Source organism: Sphingomonas sp. 35-24ZXX (genome assembly GCF_000786215.1).
Lineage (GTDB): Bacteria > Pseudomonadota > Alphaproteobacteria > Sphingomonadales > Sphingomonadaceae > Blastomonas.
Genome location: NZ_JROG01000007.1, coordinates 266,532 through 284,136, shown reverse-complemented (window position 1 = coordinate 284,136; position 17,605 = coordinate 266,532). Strand labels below are relative to the sequence as shown.

The following is a 17,605-nucleotide window of genomic DNA, read 5'->3' as shown; positions in this document are numbered from 1 at the left end:
GCCTCTGGCGGCCCGGCTTGCCCGCGCCCATATCGCCGCCATGCCCGAGAAACGCTACACCAAGTCGAACCTGCCCGAAAAGACCTGCGAGGCGTGCGGGCGCCCCTTTGCCTGGCGCAAGAAATGGGAGCGCGACTGGGACAATGTGAAAACATGCTCGGAGCGCTGCAAGGGTGACTTGCGGCGCAAGAACCGGGCGGGCTGAGCGTCTAGCCTTGCGCGGTGATCGCTTGCGCGATCGCGACCTGCTGGTGCGCCTGCTCCAGATGCAGCAGTTCGGCCATCCGGCCCTCGACCCGGATCGCACCCTTGCCGGCATTTTCGGGCAGCGCGAACGCGGCAATCACCGCGTTGGCCCAGGCGAGCTCGTCTTCGCTCGGCGAGAACACCGCGTTGCACGGGGCGATCTGATCGGGGTGGATCAGCGTCTTGCCGTCGAACCCGAACGTCAGCCCCTGCCGCGCTTCGGCTTCGAACACATCCAGATCGCGGAACTCGTTGCACACCCCGTCGAGCACGGCCACGCCATGCGCGCGCGCCGCAGCCACTGTCAGGGTGAGGATCGGGAGGAAGGGCGTCCGCTCGGGCGTCAGCTTCGCGCGCATTTCCTTGGCGAGATCATTGACCCCCATCACGAAGGTCGACAGCCGCGTTGACCCGCCGAGCGCTGCCAGCGCGTCGAGATGCGGAATTACCGCGCAGGTCTCGATCATCGCCCACAGCTTCAGCCGCGAAGGCGCGTCGGCCAGCGCCGCGTTGCAGGCGGTGATGTCGGACGGGCGGCTGACCTTGGGGATCAGAACCCCGTCGACATCGGCATGCACGACGGCGGCAAGATCATCCTTGCCCCAGGGCGTGTCGAGCGCGTTGATGCGGATGATCAGTTCGCGATGCGCGAAACCGCCTTCGGCCGCTGCTGCAATCGCGGCCTCGCGCGCGCTTTCCTTGGCTTCGGGCGCGACCGCGTCTTCCAGATCGAGGATGATGACATCGGCGGGCAGGCTGCGCGCCTTGGCCAGCGCGCGCGGATTGGAGGCGGGCATGTAGAGCGCGCTGCGCCGGGGTCGTGCGGTGTCGAACATGGGTCCTCCTGTGATCAGGCGGGATTAGCACCCAGATAGCGGAAGGCAACCACGGTGAGGTCGTCGCTGGCGTCGGTGCCGTCTTCAAATCGGCGCACCGCCCCGCGCAGGCTGGCGACCATCGCCGCCGCGCTCGACTGATCGGCGGTCAGCGCATCACGGGTGCGCTGGTTGCCGAACAGCTGTTCCTGCCGGTTCTGCGCCTCGGTCACGCCGTCGGTGATCAGCACCAAAGCTTCGCCGGGCTGCAACACCAGCGCTTCGGCGGGCCAGGGATAGTCCATGATGCAGAAGGGCGGGCCGCCCTCCATCGCTTCTTCGATCACCGTGCCGTCGGTGGCGATGCGCAAGGGGTTGTCGTGCCCGGCATTGACCATCTCCACCCGCCCGGTGGCAAGATCGATGATGCCCAGCAGCATGGTCAGGCCCAAGGCATCGCCGCTGTCGCGCATCAGTTCCTCGTTGAGCAGGGCTGCGGTGTCAGCAAGGCCTCCGGGCCTGCGCAGCATGACGCTGCGTGCCAGGGCCTTGGACAGCGCCATGAACAGCGCGGCCGGCACGCCCTTGCCGGTGACGTCGGCGATCAGGATCACGATGCGGTCTGCGTCCAGCCGGATGATGTCGTAGAAATCGCCGCCCACCGATTTGGCCGCTTCCAGCTGCGCGGCGATGTCGATGCGCGGATCGAGCCTCGCCAGCGCCGCGCGGTCGGGCAGCATGCCCAGCTGGATCGAGCGCGCGGCATCCAGCTCACCTTCGCTGCGGTTCTGTGCATCGCGCAACGCCGCCCGCTCGCGCCGCGCCTCGCTGAACAGCGCGGCGGATACCGCCAATACGCTGCCGGTGCCCAGCAGCAGCGGGCGGACGGGATCGAACAGGATGTCCCCCAGGCGGAACAGCAGCCAGCTCGCCAGCGGCAAGGCGCACGCCGATCCCAGCAGCACCAGCCAGCTTGCGCGACCACGCCCCGGCGCAGTCGACGCCAGCAGCAGAACCAGAGCGAGCAGCACACCTGTCAGCCATTCGGCCGCCTGGCTCCAGCCCGGACGGACCAGCCAGCCGCCGCGGCTGATCGCATCGGCGGCCTGCGCCTGGACCAGCACGCCGAACATCTCCGCGCCGAGCGGCGTGGCGACGATATCGGGCGACCCTTCGGCGGTGAGCGAGATGACGACGATCTTGTCCTCGAGCTGCGCCAGGTCGAAGCTTTCCGACATGATCTCGATCGCGGAATAGACATGCGCATCGGGTATCTGGGCAAAGTGCAGCCGCATCCGGCCGCGGTCATCCACCGGGATCGCGCGCTTGCCGATCGTGACCTTGCCGGGCGTCATCCTGATCTCGGGATCGACTCCCGTGCGCTGCTCCAGTGTGACGCGCACCATTTCCAGCGCCAGCCCCGGGACCAGGGCCTCGCCGGTTTTCAGCACCAGCGGAACGGCGCGCACCACACCATCGGAATCAGGCGTGCCGTTGAGCATGCCAAAGCCCGGCGCACGCGATTCGAGCGCTTCCAGATTGGTCTGCACCACCGGGTAGCGCGGCAGGCTGGCAGGCGGAGTGCCGGTGATCGTCGCCCATTGGGTCAGCGTCGCAGGATCGGCCCCGCCCAGCGTCACCCCGGCGCGACCGAGCACGACCGGCGCGGTGCTGATCGCATCCGAAAAATCGCCATCCTGGCTTTCCAAGCGTTCGATCCATGCCTGGATGGCAGGATCGGTGGGCGCATAAAGCCGCGAGAATCGCGTCGGGCTGACCGCGTCGGGTTCGACGAACAGGATGTCGAACCCGATCGCCGCCGCGCCGCCTTCGGTCAGCCGCCGGGTCATGGTCGCGAGCACGCTGCGCGGCCAGGGCCAGCTGCCGATGACATCGAGGCTTTCCTCGCCGATCGCGACGACACGCACGTTGCTGTCGGCCATCGAGCGCGGGGCCAACCGTTGCCAGCCATCGAACACCGCATTCTGTTCGCGATCGCCCAGCGCCAGGCTCAGCAGCCCGGCCAGCACAAAGCCGCCAAGCGCGGCCAGCCACAGGCTGCGCGACGGGCGCGCAATGACAATGGATCTAGAGGGAGACTTCAAGGCCGTCATAGGCGCACAGCACCTCCAGCGGAGCATGCTCGCGGGTCAGTTCCTCGTAGCGGACGCTTTCGGCGTGCATCCGCGCGATATCGGCATCCGAATAGACCGGTTCGTGGTGGAACAGCGCCAGCCGTTTCGCGCGGCCGCCATGGCACAGGTCGATGGCGACGATGTTGCTCGAATGGCCCCAGTCCTCCTTCATCGAGACGCTGTCGGCGAGCGAATACATCGTGTCGCAGATGACAAGGTCGGCCTCGCGGAAGAACTGCTCGACGTCTGCCTCGCCCTCCATCTTCTCCATCTTGTGCTCGCTGTCGGTGCTGAACACCGCGACCTTGCCGGCGGCATCGGTAAAGCGATAGCCGAAGCTAGTGTGCGAATGATGCTGCTCCATCATTTCGACCTGCACCGCGCCGATCTGATAGGTCTCGCCGGTCTTCAGCGTGCGGAACTCGATTCTGGCGCGCAGCCAGTCGAACGCGACCGGGAAGGAGATTTCCTCCTGCTGGCGGCGCAGCGCGGTCTCGGCATCCTCATGGCCCGAATGGATGATGATGTGCGCATTGGGGTCGAACGCGGGCACGAAGAACGGGAAGCCCATGATATGGTCCCAGTGCAGGTGCGACATGAAGAAATGATAGACCCGCGCGTGGCCCTGCGCGCAGCGGCGCATCGCGTCCAGCCCGAAGCCGCGCAGCCCGCTGCCCATGTCGCAGATGATGTAGGCGTCTCCCGCATCCGGATCGCCCGCCTCGATCTCGACGCAGGTGGTGGCGCCGCCAAAGGTGCTGCTGGTGGCAAAGTCCAGGTCGTTGCGCGCGAAGCTGCGCGCTTCCTCGATGTCGGCAAAGCTGCGGCCCGATGCGGCCAGCAGGGCCTGCGCCACTTTCTCCTGCACGACAGACGCGGTCGCCGCCACTGGCAGCGATCCGCGCGTTCCCCAGAACCGGACCAGCATCCTATCCCCCCATTTGACTGCGCCTTGCCGTCCCCCGATGCGACGTTCTAGATGGCTGCCTCTATGCTTTCGGTGACAGCAAACAGCTTGTCATAGCGGCTGATGGCCAGAATTTCCCGCATCACTTCGTTGGGACGCGCCAATGCCATGGCGACCCCTGCCGCATCGGCCTGGCGCTTGGCCAAGGTCAGCGCCCTAAGGCCGCGCGACGACATGTAATCCAGTCCGGAAAAATCGATGATCAGCTTGCGGCCCGGTGCCTCGGCGGCCAGGGTCACGCTGCTCGCCAGATGTTCGGTAAATGCTTCGGCGGTGGCCTCGTCAACGCGGCCATCGGGGCTCGCAACAATGCAACCCTGTTGCTGGGTGCTGGACCATTGCATGTCTTCTGCCTTTCGCATGATGAATCAACGTAGCGACAAATTGCGGCAGTGTGAAGTTACCCCTGCGCATTGCCGTTAAAGGCTTTACGAATCAGCGATTATTTGTCGAAAAGCGGAAAAAGGGGTAAGACAAGAGGATGGACACGGGGCCGCAAAGTCGGAATCGCGTGACGACCGGGGAATTCCCACCGGCCGTCCCGCGCAGCCTGTGTACCGATTGCGGTATCTCGCGCAGCAGCGACCCCAAGGCGTGCGGGCGCGCGTGCCAGTTCATCAAGCCCGATTACGAAGCGCTCGAGCGCAAGGTGCAAGGTCGTGCGCGCGATCCCGAGCGGCCCGATGAGCTGTTCTTCGGTCCCTTCCGCCGCATGGTCGCGGCCGAGATGATCAAGCCGTCGCCCGGCGCGCAGTGGACGGGCATCGTCACCCGGATCGGTGAACGGTTGCTCGAAACCGGCGCGGTCGATGCCGTGCTGGCGATCGGACCGGACCCGGAGGATCGCTGGCGGCCCACGCCGGTGCTGATCACCCGCGCGCAGGACATGGCGTCGGTGCGCGGGATGCGGATGGGCTATGCCCCGCTGCTCGCGCTGCTCGAGCCCGCGCGCGATGCCGGGCACCGCCGGATCGCGCTGATCGGCATACCTTGCCAGGTTCACGCGCTGCGCGCGCTCGAGGACGAGCTGGAGTTCGAGCGGATCTACGTCATCGGCACCCCTTGCGCGGACAACACCACGACCGAGAATTTCCATCTGTTTCTGGGACTGTTGTCGGAGCAGCCGGAGACGATCAGCTATCTCGAATTCCGTTCCGATTATCATGTCGAACTGCGCTTCGACGATGGACGGGTGCAGGAAATTCCGTTTCTCAAGCTGCCGATTGCCGATCTTCCGGGGGATTTCTTTCCGCTCACCTGCCGCACCTGTGTCGATTACACCAACGTGCTGGCCGATATCACGATCGGCTATATGGCAGGCGGCGGCAAGCAGTGGCTGGTCGTTCGCAACGAGCGCGGCGAGGAACTGATCGGGTTGCTCGGGGATGATCTGCGGACCCGGGACGTCACCAGCGCGGGCAATCGCGCCGGGCCGGTCAAGGGGTTCCTGGCCAATACCGAGCGTGCGGCCGGAGGGCTGCCGCTGCGGCGCATGCCCAACATCCTGCGCGGCATTTTCGGCTGGCTGATGCCCCGCGTCGGTCCGCGCGGGGTCGAGTTCGCCCGCGCGCGGGTCGAGATGAAGGCGATCGAGACAGTGCTGCACCTGCGCCGCTCAGCGCCGGCCAAGATGAAATCGATGATCCCCGATCATGTCTGGGCGCTGGTCAAGCGTTACGGGGTCGAGCCGCTGCCGGGCGAGCGATCCAGATTGCCGACCGATATCGACGCTTTGCCCTGATCTGCCGGGGAACGCTTGCTCGGTCAGTCGTGCATGGCGAGCCAGATCGTGTGCCGCGCGCCCCCGCCGGTGGTGCGGGCACGAACGATCTCTTCCCGGACCGCAAATCCTGCCTTGCGCAGTCTTGCGGTAAACCGGGCATCCGGGCCACTGGACCAGACCACCAGCACCCCGCCGGGGCGGAGCGCCGCGCGCGCCTGGTTCAGCCCGCTGGCGGTGTACAACGCGTCATTGCCCTCGCGCGAAAGGCCATCGGGGCCGTTGTCGACGTCCAGCAGGATCGCGTCATACCGTGCGGGCGCGGCGCGAATCAGCTGGCCGACATCGGTGACACAGATCGTGACCCGGGGGTCGTCCAGCGTGCCCGCGTGCAGATGCGCCATCGGCCCGCGGGCCCAATCGACGATTTCAGGGACCAGTTCGGCGACATCGATCGATGTCTTGGGGCCGAACGCTTCCAGCCCGGCGCGCAACGTAAACCCCATCCCCAGCCCGCCGATCAGCACGCGGGGAGCAGCCACGCCTGCGATACACGCCTGCGCGAGCCGGCTCATCGCCTCTTCCGATCCGCTCAAGCGGCTGTTCATCAGCTCGTTTGCGCCGAGCATGATCGAGTATTCGGTACCTCTGCGGATCAGGCGCAGGGGGTCGCCGCCGCCCGGGACATGGGCAGTCGCCAGCAGTTCGCGCGGGATCATGCTGATGCGCTCAGTGCAGCATCAGCAGGGCAGGGCAGCAGCAAGATGGCGGAGAAAATCCGGCGATCAGCCGCCCGTGCACATCGGGCCACCGGCGCAGACCTGCCCGGATTCGACCAGATCGCGGACATTCTGGTTGCCCTTGGCGCTGATCTGGCGCCATTCGGCGACCGTCTTGCAGACCTTGGTCTTCTTGACCAGCGAACCGGTGACCTCGATCTTGCGGCAGCGGATCTTGTTGTCCTCGGTTTGCGCATCGCCGTCGGCTGCGGCATCCTTGGCGTGGACGCTGGTCGTGGCGAGCGGCATCCACAGACACGATGCTGCGGCGGCCAGGATCAGTGCAGATTTCTTCATGATGTGTTGTCCATCCCCGTCTTGGCAGGCTTTGAAAAGCCGTGCCGCTTACCCGTCGATGCTGCCGTGGAAGGAATCACAGAGCACCCGTCTTAACAACGCAAGCGTATCATGCCGGTATATTGAAACAAACAGTAATTTTTGCGCGCTGGTGCGAAATCAATCGAGGTTGGTGTTGAAGCCGCTCGCATCGGCAGCCTCGAAATAGCCCGCGATGATCGCCTGCTCTTCGGAACTAAGATGCGGGTTCCAGACATCGAAGATCAGCACGGCGCGCATTTCGTCGCTGTTGTTCCAGGCTTCGTGCTCGATGGTGTCATCAAAGGCAAAGGCCTTGCCGACCTGCCACTGCCGCGTTTCCCCGCCGACGCGGAAGCTGCAGCCATCGGGCACCAACAGCGGCAGGTGAATGATGGCCCGGGTATTGGTCACGCCTGTGTGCGCGGGGATATGCGTGCGCGGCTTCAGAATGGAAAAGAAGGCGGTTGGGGCTCGCCCGGGAATATGGCTCTGCGGGATGGAGGCCAGTGCTCTGGCGGTGGCGGGGCAGCGATCGAGCACCGCGGGGTTGGGCCTGCCATATTCCCACAGGAAGCACGCGCCCCAGGCGAGTGATTGGTCGAGCGGGGACCATTTGCTTTGCGGCGCGCCTTTCTCCATCCGCACATACGGGCGCAGCGCGTCGCCAGAATCGGCGAGCAGCGCCAGCATCTCGTCGCGGATCAGGCTGGTCCGCGCCTCGATCTCGGCAAACCAGGGGAAATGGGCTTCGTCGAAGAACTCGTCGGCCGGCAGGAACGGATAGCACAGGCCGTTGCACTCGTTGACGTAGATCTTGCGCTTGCCCAGCGCGGCATCGACAAATGTGCGGGCGCGCCTGGCGGCAGGCAGCGGCAGATTGGCCGAAAAATCGCCGAGGGCTTCGGCGACCTGATATTCGATGGTCCGTGTGCAGGCGATGCAAAAGTCACGACCGGCCGCCAGCACGGGCACCAGCGCTTCCGGCAGCGGATCGATATGTGCCGCCAGCTGGAGCACGGCCTGCCAGGCGGCAAGCGCGCGGGGATCATCGCCCAGCCGCTGGTGCGCCTCAGCCTTGCGCAACCAGGCCATGAAGTCGCGCCGATCGATGTCGATCGCAGCGTCGATCGCGGCAATCTCGCCCGCATCATCGCCCAGCGCGCGGCGGGCGGTCGCGAGGTTGCGCCAGAGCGCGGTGGCGGCAGGATCGGCCCGAACCGCCGCATCGAAGGCGCGCGCCGCGTCGCCGAAACGCCCTTCGCGCAGCGCGACCATCCCGGCGCTGTTCAACGCAACCGGATCATTCTGTGCTGTCACTGACATATGGTGTTGAGTCCCCCGACCACGTCCTGCTTGCCACGCCGCCGGGGGATTGGCAAGGATCGCCGCCATGACCGAAACCGGCCCCGATTTCGCTGGCGACAAGGCCGCGATGGTGCGCGATCCGCACTGGCATGCTCACCGCTATGATCCCGCCATGGATGCGTTCCAGTTCCGGCATGTCGCGCGCGAGCAGCACCGCAAGGCGACCTTTCTGACGGACGAGTATCTGGGCGAAGCGACGCGTATCGTGCCGGTGCCGCGGCCAGAGGCGCTGGCGGCAGGGGCAGGGCGCGCGCCACTGCATTTCGTGTTCCATTCCGCCTTCTGCGCCTCGACCATGCTGGTGCGGGCGCTCGACGTCCCGGGGCTGGCGATGGGCCTGTCAGAGCCGATGCTGTGCAACGATCTGATGGGCTGGCGCTGGCGCGGGGCCGACCGGCGACAGGTGGCGGCCGTGCTCGATGCATCGCTCGCCCTGCTGCAACGCCCCTTCGGCCCCGACGAAGCCGTGGTGGTCAAGCCGTCCAACATCTTCAATCCGCTGATCGGCGCGGCGATGGCGCTGCGACCAGAAAGCCGGGCGCTGCTGCTTTATGCGCCGCTGCCGGTGTTCCTCGCCTCGGTGGCGCGCAAGGGGCTGTGGTGCCGGCTGTGGGCGCGCGAGCTTCTCGAGGGGCAATTGCGCGAAGGCATGGTCGAGATGGGGTTCGGCCCGGCCGATCTTTTCCGGCAGAGCGACCTGCAGATCGCAGCGCTGGGCTGGCTGGTGCAGCATCGCCTGTTCGGCCAGATTGCGCGCCAGTTGGGGCCGCAGCGCGTGGCGACACTCGACAGCGAAACGCTGACGCAGGACAAGCCCGCGGGCCTGCTGGCGCTCGCCCGGCATTTCGGACTCGGGCTGACTTCCGACCTGCAGGCGGCGCTGCTCGCCAATCCCGCGCTCACCAGCCATTCGAAGTTCGGCCAGGCGTTCACGATGGAGGATCGCGCGGACGAGCAGGACTTTGCGCGGCGCGCTCATGGCGATGAGATCGACAAGGTGCACCTCTGGGCACTGGAAGTGGCGCGGGTGAACGCCATTGCGATCGACCTGCCGTACCCGCTCGTCGCCTGAGCAGACCCAGCCCCGGTGGCGGCGCGTACTGGGTGCCTTGTAAAATAGCGCAATAACCTCGCCATTCGCCTGCCGCAGCTTGGAACCGTTTCGTCGCTCTGCCGTACCTGCTGCCATGATGACCGGAACGCGGACATCGGGCAAAACAGGAGGACAATATGGGTTTGATTCTGGCGCTGATCATGGGCGGCATCATGGGCTGGCTGGCCAGCAAGGTGATGAACCGTGATGCTCAGATGGGCATTCTCTGGAACGTCGTGGTCGGTTGCGTGGGATCGGTCCTGGGTCGCTTCCTGTTCGGTGGACTGATCGGCGGCGGCAGCCTGCGCGCCGACGCGTTCGATCCGCTGACGCTGCTGAACTCGTTCATCGGCGCGGTGGTACTGCTGGCGATCGTCAACTTCATCCAGCGCGGCCGCGCACGCTAAAAGGTCACGCCGCACCGGCAAGACACTTTTCCGTCGCACCAAGGGGAGCGTCGACCGAAGGGTCGGCGCTCCCCTTTTTGCACGCCCGTGTGCCGAGCTGAAATTGCCATTGGCTGTGACACCGTCTAGAGACGCCCGGTGCGGCGCAGCATTATGGCTTGCGCGCGGTGACTTAATTAGATAACACAGTGCCATGAACTTCTCCCGGTGCAACAGCACGGGTATGGGGGAAAGTCCTTTGCCGATGGGCGGGCGCGGCGCGGATGCGCGGCTGATCCGGGGACTCATCGAGTGACAGGGCGGCGTGGTTTGGACGGAATCTGGCAATGAATTACGAATCGAGCTTTGGCGGCGACACGATCACCGCACGTAGCGAAGACCTTTACGGATCGGACGTCGATACCGCTGCGAAGACGCGGCGACGCAACACGATCATCGGGGTAATCATTGCCTTGGCATTGCTGATCGCAGCGGGCGTCTATTTCTTTGGCGGAGATTCCGAGACCGCAGCCAGCGAGGCCGCCAAGGCCGGCGCCGGCGGCACCGACTCGCAGGCTCCCGCAGTCACCGTGATCGTGCCTGGCTCCGGCTCGGTCGAACGGGTGATCAACGCCACCGGAACGCTCGCCGCCCGCCGCGAAATGCCGATCGGCATCGCGGGCGAAGGCGGGCAGGTGGTCCGCGTGCTCGTCCAGCCCGGCGATTGGGTGAAGACCGGGCAGGTGCTCGCGATCATCGATCAGGACGTGCAGAGCCAGCAGGCGCGTTCGCTCGCTGCTCAGATCCAGGTCAGCCAGGCAGACGCCGTGCTGGCGCAGAACGAACTGGACCGCGCGCTGCAGCTGGTCGGTCGCGGCTTCATTTCCAAGGCCGATGTCGATCGCCGCCGGGCAACGCGCGATGCCGCCGTGGCGCGGGTCGAGGTGGCTCAGGCGCAGCTGCGCGAGGCGCAGGCGCGCAACGGCCGCCTGAACATTCGCGCGCCCGAAGCCGGCCTCGTGCTCGAGCGCAATGTCGAACCTGGCCAAGTGGTTGGCGCGGGCAGCGGCGTGCTGTTCCGCATGGCCGCGCGCGGCGAAATGGAGCTGCGCGCGCAGATGGGCGAGGCGGATCTGGCAGCCTTGAGCGTCGGCGTCCGTGCCGAGGTCCGTCCGGTCGGCACCGCCAAGACCTTTACCGGTCAGGTGTGGCAGGTCGCCCCGATCATCAACGAAACCTCGCGCCAGGGCATCGCGCGGATTGCGCTGGGCTATGACAAGGCGCTGCGGCCTGGCGGCTTTGCCAGCGCTGCAGTGGTCAGCGGCTCGTCGCAATCGCCGGTGCTGCCCGAATCGGCCGTGCTCAGCGATGACAAGGGCAGCTATGTCTATGTTGTCGGCAAGGACAACAAGGTGGAGCGGCGCGATGTCACCACTGGCACGGTCACCGCACGCGGCATTGCCATCGCCAGCGGGATCACCGGCAAGGAACGCGTCGTGCTCTTCGCAGGCGGCTTCCTCAATCCTGGCGAGACGGTGCGCCCGCAGATCCAGGGTGCCAAACGCGGCTGAAAGGCATCTGCGGGGTGACCGATGCGTCGTTCCCGCCCTGCCGATTGTCGAAAGCGGCCGTGCGTTGGTCGAGCGACCGGAGCCGGGAGAGGCGCAGGCGGGCCGCGCGGGTTGCATGGCCTATGCATCTGGCCGTATGAGAACAGCGTAACTGACACGGGCCGTTTGCCCGGCGGGTTGAGGACAAAGCGATGAATTTCAGGAACATGTCGGCCTGGTCGATCCGCAACCCGATCATCCCGCTCGTCTTCTTCACCGGTCTGCTGTTTGCCGGCATCCTCAGCTTCATGCGCATGGATGTGGTGAACAACCCGGACATCGATTTTCCGGCCGTGCAGATCATGATCTCGCAGCCAGGCGCGGCGCCGACCGAAATCGAAAACCAGATTACCCAGCGGATCGAAGCTGCGGTGCGCAGCATCAACGGCGTCAAGAACATCAGTTCGACCGCGAGCGAAGGCTCGTCGAGCACCTTTGTCGAGTTCGAGATCGGCGTCGACGTCATCGAGGCGGTGAACGAGGTCAAGAACTCGGTCGATCAGATCCGCGGCAGCCTTCCCGAGGGCATTCTCGAACCGTCGGTGACCAAGGTCGATGCGACGGGCGAGCCGATCGCCTATTACGCCGTTGAAGCCGACGACATGACGATCGAGCAGCTCAGCTGGTTCGTCGACGATACCGTCACCAAGCGGCTGCTGGCGATCGATGGCATGGCCGAGGTCGATCGCTTCGGCGGGGTGGACCGCGAGATTCGCGTCGTTCTGGATCCTGCGCGGATGCAGGCGCTCGGTGTCACCGCCAGTGTGGTCAACAATGCGCTGCGCCAGATCAATATCGATGCCGCGGGCGGTCGCGCCGATGTCGGCGGCACCAAGCAGTCTCTGCGCGTGCTGGGCAACGCCGATACTGCATTCGACCTTTCGCAAATGCAGGTGCCGCTCGGCGGCGGCCGCACCATCAAGCTGACCGACATCGCCACAGTGACCGATGGCTATGGCGAGCCGACCTCGATCAGCAAGGTGCGCAACAAGGAAGTCGTGAATTTCGCGATGACCCGCTCCAAGGGCGCATCCGATGTCACGGTCTATTATGAAGCACTCGATGCGATGGAGGACCTGAAAAAGGAAAATCCGGGGATCGAGTTCATCCCGCTCGGCACCAGCGTCGAATATACCGAAGGCCAGTATGAAAGCTCGATCGCCTCGATGATCGAAGGCGCCGTGCTTGCCGTCGTGGTGGTATTCTTCTTCCTGCGCGACTGGCGCGCAACGATCATCTCGGCGATCGCGATCCCCCTGTCCGCTATCCCCACCTTCTGGTTCATGGACCTGCTGGGCTTCAACCTGAACTTCCTGTCGCTGCTGGCGCTGGGTCTGGTGGCAGGCGTATTGGTCGATGACGCAATCGTGGAGATCGAGAATATCGTCCGACATATGCGCATGGGCAAATCCGCCTATCAGGCATCAATCGATGCGGCCGACGAAATCGGTCTGGCGGTGGTGGCGACCTCGTTCTGCATCGTCGCGGTGTTCCTGCCCGTAGGCCTGATGCCCGGCATTTCGGGTCAGTTCTTCAAGAACTTCGGCATCACCGTGGTGGTCTCGGTGCTGATGAGCCTTGCCGTGGCGCGCATGATCACGCCGATGGTCGCGGCCTATTTCCTGGAAGCCAAGGGCCACAGCGCGCACGGCGAGGGCAGGCTCATGGACATGTACATGAAGGTCCTGGGCTGGTCGCTCGATCAGAGCCGGGCCCGTGCCTTCCGCGGCGAAAAGGCCGGTTTCGGCCGCAAGTTTGCCGCGATGTTCCTCGACCATCGCGTGTGGATGATGGGCGTGGGACTGCTGGCCTTCGTGGTGACGGTGATCCTGTTCATGATCACCCCCGCGCAGTTCCAGCCGACGATCAACGAAGACAACAGCCGCATCCAGATCGAGATGGTGCCCGGCACCACGCTGGAGCAGACCGAGGTCGTCGCCGACAAGGTCGCCGCGATCATGTACAAGCAGCCCGAGGTCGAGCGTGCCCTGATCCGTATTCGCGAGGGGACTGGCACGATCTTCGTTACGCTCAAGAAGGATCGCGAGAAGAAGTCGTTCGAGTTCGAGCGCGATCTTGCCAAGACGCTCCAGGCAATCCCCGATGCGCGGGTCAGCTTTGCCTCGCAGTCCGGCGGTGGCGGCACCAATCGCGATATCTCGATCATGCTGACCGGCTCCGATCCCGAGAAGCTGTATGCGGCCGCTGGTACCCTGGTCGAGCAGATGAAGGGTCTCAAGCTGATCACCGGCCCGCGGGTCAACGCCGATATGCGCAGGCCTGAAATCATCATCAAGCCGCGGACCGATCTGGCCGCCCAGCTGGGCATCACCACTGCGGCGCTCAGCCAGGCGATCCGTATCGCAACGCTGGGCGAGATCGAGCAGAACGCCGCGAAATTCTCGCTGTCGGATCGCCAGATCCAGATCCGTGTCGTGCTGCCCAAGGAATCGCGCAATGACTTCAAGACGATCCAGAACCTGCCGGTGCAGACCGCAGCAGGCGGATCGGTTCCGCTGAGCCGCGTTGCCGAGATTTCCTTCGGCTCGGGTCCCACCACCATTCAGCGCTACAACCAGGAGCGCCGCGTGTTCATCGGTGCCGATCTGGCGCCCGGCGTCGTGACCGGCGAGGCGATGACCGCCATCAACAACCTGCCGATCATGAAGAATCTGCCGACAGGCGTCAGCACCAAGCCGTTCGGCGAGCAGGAATGGCAGGCCGAACTGGCCCTGAACTTCGTGATCGCGCTGGTTTCTGGCGTCCTGCTGGTGTTCGCGGTGCTGGTGCTGCTCTACAAGCGGCTGATGTCGCCTTTGGTCAATATGGGCTCGCTGGCGCTGGCGCCGCTGGGTGGCATCCTGCTCATCTGGGCCACCGGCCAGCCGGTATCGATGCCGGTGCTGATCGGGGTGCTGATGCTGCTGGGGATCGTGTCGAAGAACTCGATCCTGCTGATCGACTTTGCCATCGAGGAAATGCACCACGGCGTTCCCAAGTTGCAGGCGATCATGGAGGCCGGGCACAAGCGCGCGCAGCCGATCGTCATGACCACGGTCGCAATGACTGCGGGCATGGTGCCGACCGCCCTGTCGCTTTCGGGCGATGGCGCCTGGCGCGCGCCCATGGGGATCGTGGTGATCGGCGGCCTGATCGTTTCGACGCTGCTGACCCTGGTCATCGTGCCCGCTGGCTTCAGCCTGGCAGACGGCATCGAAAAGCGGGTCGGACCCTGGCTGAGCCGCAAGCTGCTGACCTACAAGACCGGCGACAATGCTGCGGACGAAGCCATGTTGGCTGGCAAGCCCCACGGTATCCAGCCTGCGGAGTGAACGGCAGACGTCCGTCATGACCGCTGTGGCTCTGCCCAGAAGCGCTGATCCGGCCTGGCGCATGCGGGCCATCGCCACCGGAATGCTGGTGGTGATGGCGGGCGTGTTCCTGGCGACGCACTGGGCCGAGGGCCATGTCGATGCCCGCTGGGGCTATGTCCGTGCCTTTGCCGAAGCGGCGATGGTAGGCGGCCTTGCGGACTGGTTCGCGGTCACCGCTCTGTTCCGCCATCCGCTCGGCCTGCCGATCCCGCACACCGCGATCATCCCGCGCAACAAGGATCGCATCGGCGACACGATGGCGCAGTTCCTGCGCAGCAACTTCCTGACGCCACTGGTGGTGGCACGACGGATGCGCACGATGAATGTCGCGGCGGCGGCGGGGCGCTTCCTGGTCCAGCCGACAGGCGGTGAGGGGCGGCTGCGGCTTGGCGCATCGAACATGGTCGCCGATGTGCTGGAATCGCTCGATCAGGACCGATTGGGTGGCAACGCCAAGGAGGCCCTGCGCCAGCAGCTGGAGAAGCTTGATGTCGCGCCGTTGCTCGGCCAGATCCTGAGCGCGGCGATCGCCGACAACCGCCATCTGCCGCTGATGGACGGCATCATCAAGTGGACGCAGCGCACGCTGTTTGCCAACGAAGACCTGCTCAAGGACATGGTTCGCAGCCGCGCCAATTCGATCATGCGCTGGACTGGGCTCGACGAGAGGCTCGCCACCGGAATCATCGATGGCTTGCACAACCTGTTGTTCGACATGGCCGAGGACGTCGAACACCCGCTGCGCCACAAGGTGGAAGAGGGGCTGGAGACGATGGCGTTCCGGCTGCTCAACGACCCCGAAATGCAGGGCAAGGTCGCCGAGATCAAGGCCGAGATGCTGGCCAACCCGGCGATGGCGCGCTGGCTCGACGGCATCTGGGAACGCAGCCGCGCCGCGCTGCTGCGGGCGGCACGCGATCCGGACAATGCGCTGTCCGGCCAGTTCGGCGACGGGCTGCGCCAGATCGGTGAATCGCTGCAGAACGATCCGCGCATGCAGCAGCAGATCAACCGCTTCGCCCGCCGCACCCTGGTCGGCATCGCCAACCGCTATGGCGACCAGATCGTGCGGCTGGTGTCCGAGACGGTGCGCCGCTGGGACGCGCGTACGATCACCGACCGCGTCGAGAATGCGGTGGGCAAGGACCTGCAGTTCATCCGCATCAATGGAACCTTGGTCGGCGGCCTGGTGGGCCTGGCGATTCACACGGCAACGGTGTGGCTTTAAATAAATCCTCCCCCAGCTTGCTGGGGGAGGGGGACCGCCCGCGCAGCGGGTGGTGGAGGGGCAGCGGGCGCGTGCCGCCTATAAGTCGATGTGCCACCTCGCTTCCCCTCCACCCCAGACCTTCGGTCGGCGGCCCCCCTCCCCGAGACAAGCTCTGGGAGGATTTTCAACCCCGCAAAGCCTCGCCCATCGTCCTGACCGCGTCCACCTTTGCGGACAGCGGGCCCCAGTCGTCGCGCTCGGCGATCGCCGCCCAGATGTCCTCGACCTCACCGATCAGCATCGATTGCGGTGCATCGCCCTGCCAGTACGCATGCGTCCGCACGCGCGCAGGCGCATAGCCCGCCTTGACCGCCCCGAACGCTGACCACAACGCCTCGCCCTCGGTGCCCTGCTGATCCGCGGGGCATTCCGGCGTGGCATCGCCCATCCAGGCGAAAAAGAACGCATCGATGCCCAGCCCGCCCTGCATCATCAGCGCCTCGGCCGCGCCCACCAGCGCGCGGTCCGTCTCCATGCCCTGCGGGACGACGCCCAGCCGCCAGCAGAAGCGCCGCACCAGCGCCTGCTGATACAGCGGCCCGAACCGTTCGAGCGCAGCGATCAGCGGCGGCGCGTCGCTGATCAGCCGCAGCGCGACGGCGAGCTGGCCGAGGTTCCAGTGGATCGCCTCGGGCTGCCGCGCAAAGGCGTACAGGCCCCCGTGGTCGAAATAGGCCGCGGTGAACCCCGGGTCCCAGGTCGGCGCGAACCGCCACGGACCATAGTCGAAGCTTTCACCGGTGATGTTCATGTTGTCGGTGTTGAGCACACCGTGCACGAACCCTGCGACCATATAGCTGGCGGCAAGGTCTGCCATGCGCTCGACCGCGAGGTTCAGTAGCGCCGCGGCATCGTTCTCGCCGTTCTGCTGGTCATACAGCGTCTCGAGCGCGTACCGCACCACCCGATGCATCTTCGCGGCATCATCCTCGAACGCGATCCGCTGAAAGGTGCCGAAGCGGATATGGCTGTGGCTCAGCCGCACCAGCACCGCCGATCGGGTGGGCGAGGGTTCGTCGCCGCGCCACAGGCTCTCGCCGGTCTCGATCACCGAGAAGGTCTTGGATGTGTGCACGCCCAAGGTCTCGAGCATCTCGGTCGCCAGGATCTCGCGTACCGCGCCCTTCAGCGTCAGCCGCCCATCGCCATCGCGGCTGAACGGCGTCTGCCCCGATCCCTTGGTGCCGAGGTCGAGCAGCCGCCCCTTATCGTCGCGAAATTGTGCGAACAGAAAGCCGCGCCCGTCGCCGATCTGCGGGTTGTAGTTGCGGAACTGGTGGCCGTGATAGGCCAGCGCCAGCGGCTGCGGCAGGTTGCCGGGCATCGGATTGAACCGCCCGAAATGGTGGCACCACCTCTTGTCGTCCAGCGCATCGAGCCCGATGGTGGCGGCATGCCGGTCGTTGCGGAAGCGCAGGATCGTCTGCGGGAAATTGGCCGCCTTGACCGGGTGCGCGATGGCATCGGCAATGGACAGGATCGCGGGATCGGCGCGGGTGGAAGCGGCTTGCGGTTCTGGGGTCATCG

The 17,605-nt window shown here is 65.5% G+C and carries 15 protein-coding genes; 7 read left to right on the top strand and 8 right to left on the bottom strand.

Going from position 1 to position 17,605, the window contains the following annotated elements; all coding sequences use genetic code 11:
• Window positions 1–40 precede the first annotated feature (40 nt).
• Window positions 41–205 (top strand): DUF2256 domain-containing protein, encoded by a 165-nt coding sequence (locus LI72_RS14425; RefSeq protein WP_017669924.1) that lies wholly within the window; start codon window positions 41–43, stop codon window positions 203–205.
• 4 nt (window positions 206–209) lie between these two features.
• Here LI72_RS14425 and LI72_RS14420 read toward each other — a convergent pair whose 3' ends face one another.
• From LI72_RS14420 to LI72_RS14405, 4 genes are read right to left on the bottom strand one after another with little or no spacing between them, the layout of a single operon-like run.
• On the bottom strand, window positions 210–1,082 hold the full coding sequence (locus LI72_RS14420) for an HpcH/HpaI aldolase/citrate lyase family protein (RefSeq protein ID WP_033926621.1): 873 nt from the start codon (window positions 1,080–1,082) through the stop codon (window positions 210–212).
• 14 nt (window positions 1,083–1,096) lie between these two features.
• Window positions 1,097–3,175 carry a CHASE2 domain-containing protein gene (locus tag LI72_RS14415; RefSeq protein WP_033926620.1) on the bottom strand — a complete coding sequence of 693 codons (2,079 nt, stop codon included), beginning with the start codon at window positions 3,173–3,175 and terminating at the stop codon, window positions 1,097–1,099.
• Window positions 3,150–4,124 (bottom strand): MBL fold metallo-hydrolase, encoded by a 975-nt coding sequence (locus LI72_RS14410; protein WP_033926619.1) that lies wholly within the window; start codon window positions 4,122–4,124, stop codon window positions 3,150–3,152. Before LI72_RS14410 ends, LI72_RS14415 begins: the two co-directional genes overlap by 26 nt.
• Window positions 4,125–4,171: 47 nt before the next feature.
• The gene (locus tag LI72_RS14405) at window positions 4,172–4,507 is read right to left on the bottom strand and encodes an STAS domain-containing protein (RefSeq protein WP_033926700.1); all 336 of its coding nucleotides are present in this window, start codon (window positions 4,505–4,507) and stop codon (window positions 4,172–4,174) included.
• 167 nt (window positions 4,508–4,674) lie between these two features.
• Here LI72_RS14405 and LI72_RS14400 point away from each other — a divergent pair, with 167 nt between their 5' ends.
• A complete protein-coding gene (locus LI72_RS14400) occupies window positions 4,675–5,904 on the top strand; it encodes a Coenzyme F420 hydrogenase/dehydrogenase, beta subunit C-terminal domain (protein ID WP_033926699.1) in 1,230 nt (409 codons plus the stop codon).
• Window positions 5,905–5,927: 23 nt separating this feature from the next.
• Here the strand turns inward: LI72_RS14400 and LI72_RS14395 are convergent, their stop codons facing one another.
• The 3 genes from LI72_RS14395 to LI72_RS14385 form a co-directional block, all read right to left on the bottom strand.
• A complete protein-coding gene (locus LI72_RS14395; protein WP_033926618.1) occupies window positions 5,928–6,602 on the bottom strand; it encodes a spermidine synthase in 675 nt (224 codons plus the stop codon).
• Between the two features lie 66 nt (window positions 6,603–6,668).
• A complete protein-coding gene (locus LI72_RS14390) occupies window positions 6,669–6,959 on the bottom strand; it encodes a hypothetical protein (protein WP_052129878.1) in 291 nt (96 codons plus the stop codon).
• Window positions 6,960–7,118: 159 nt separating this feature from the next.
• Window positions 7,119–8,303, bottom strand: a complete 1,185-nt coding sequence (locus LI72_RS14385) for an aspartyl/asparaginyl beta-hydroxylase domain-containing protein (protein WP_033926617.1) — start codon at window positions 8,301–8,303, stop codon at window positions 7,119–7,121.
• A 67-nt stretch (window positions 8,304–8,370) separates the two neighbouring features.
• Here LI72_RS14385 and LI72_RS14380 point away from each other — a divergent pair, with 67 nt between their 5' ends.
• The 5 genes from LI72_RS14380 (at window position 8,371) to LI72_RS14360 (ending at window position 16,036) form a co-directional block, all read left to right on the top strand.
• Window positions 8,371–9,417 carry a hypothetical protein gene (locus tag LI72_RS14380; RefSeq protein WP_052129876.1) on the top strand — a complete coding sequence of 349 codons (1,047 nt, stop codon included), beginning with the start codon at window positions 8,371–8,373 and terminating at the stop codon, window positions 9,415–9,417.
• A gap of 158 nt (window positions 9,418–9,575) precedes the next feature.
• Window positions 9,576–9,845: a GlsB/YeaQ/YmgE family stress response membrane protein gene (locus tag LI72_RS14375; RefSeq protein WP_033926616.1), complete on the top strand. Its 270-nt coding sequence runs from the start codon at window positions 9,576–9,578 to the stop codon at window positions 9,843–9,845.
• Window positions 9,846–10,171: 326 nt separating this feature from the next.
• On the top strand, window positions 10,172–11,395 hold the full coding sequence (locus LI72_RS14370; RefSeq protein WP_033926615.1) for an efflux RND transporter periplasmic adaptor subunit: 1,224 nt from the start codon (window positions 10,172–10,174) through the stop codon (window positions 11,393–11,395).
• Between the two features lie 191 nt (window positions 11,396–11,586).
• A complete protein-coding gene (locus LI72_RS14365) occupies window positions 11,587–14,766 on the top strand; it encodes an efflux RND transporter permease subunit (RefSeq protein ID WP_033926614.1) in 3,180 nt (1,059 codons plus the stop codon).
• Window positions 14,767–14,782: 16 nt separating this feature from the next.
• A complete protein-coding gene (locus LI72_RS14360) occupies window positions 14,783–16,036 on the top strand; it encodes a DUF445 domain-containing protein (protein ID WP_033926613.1) in 1,254 nt (417 codons plus the stop codon).
• 166 nt (window positions 16,037–16,202) lie between these two features.
• Here the strand turns inward: LI72_RS14360 and LI72_RS14355 are convergent, their stop codons facing one another.
• Window positions 16,203–17,603, bottom strand: coding sequence for a protein adenylyltransferase SelO family protein (locus LI72_RS14355; RefSeq protein ID WP_033926696.1), 1,401 nt, complete (start codon window positions 17,601–17,603; stop codon window positions 16,203–16,205).
• Window positions 17,604–17,605 lie beyond the last annotated feature (2 nt).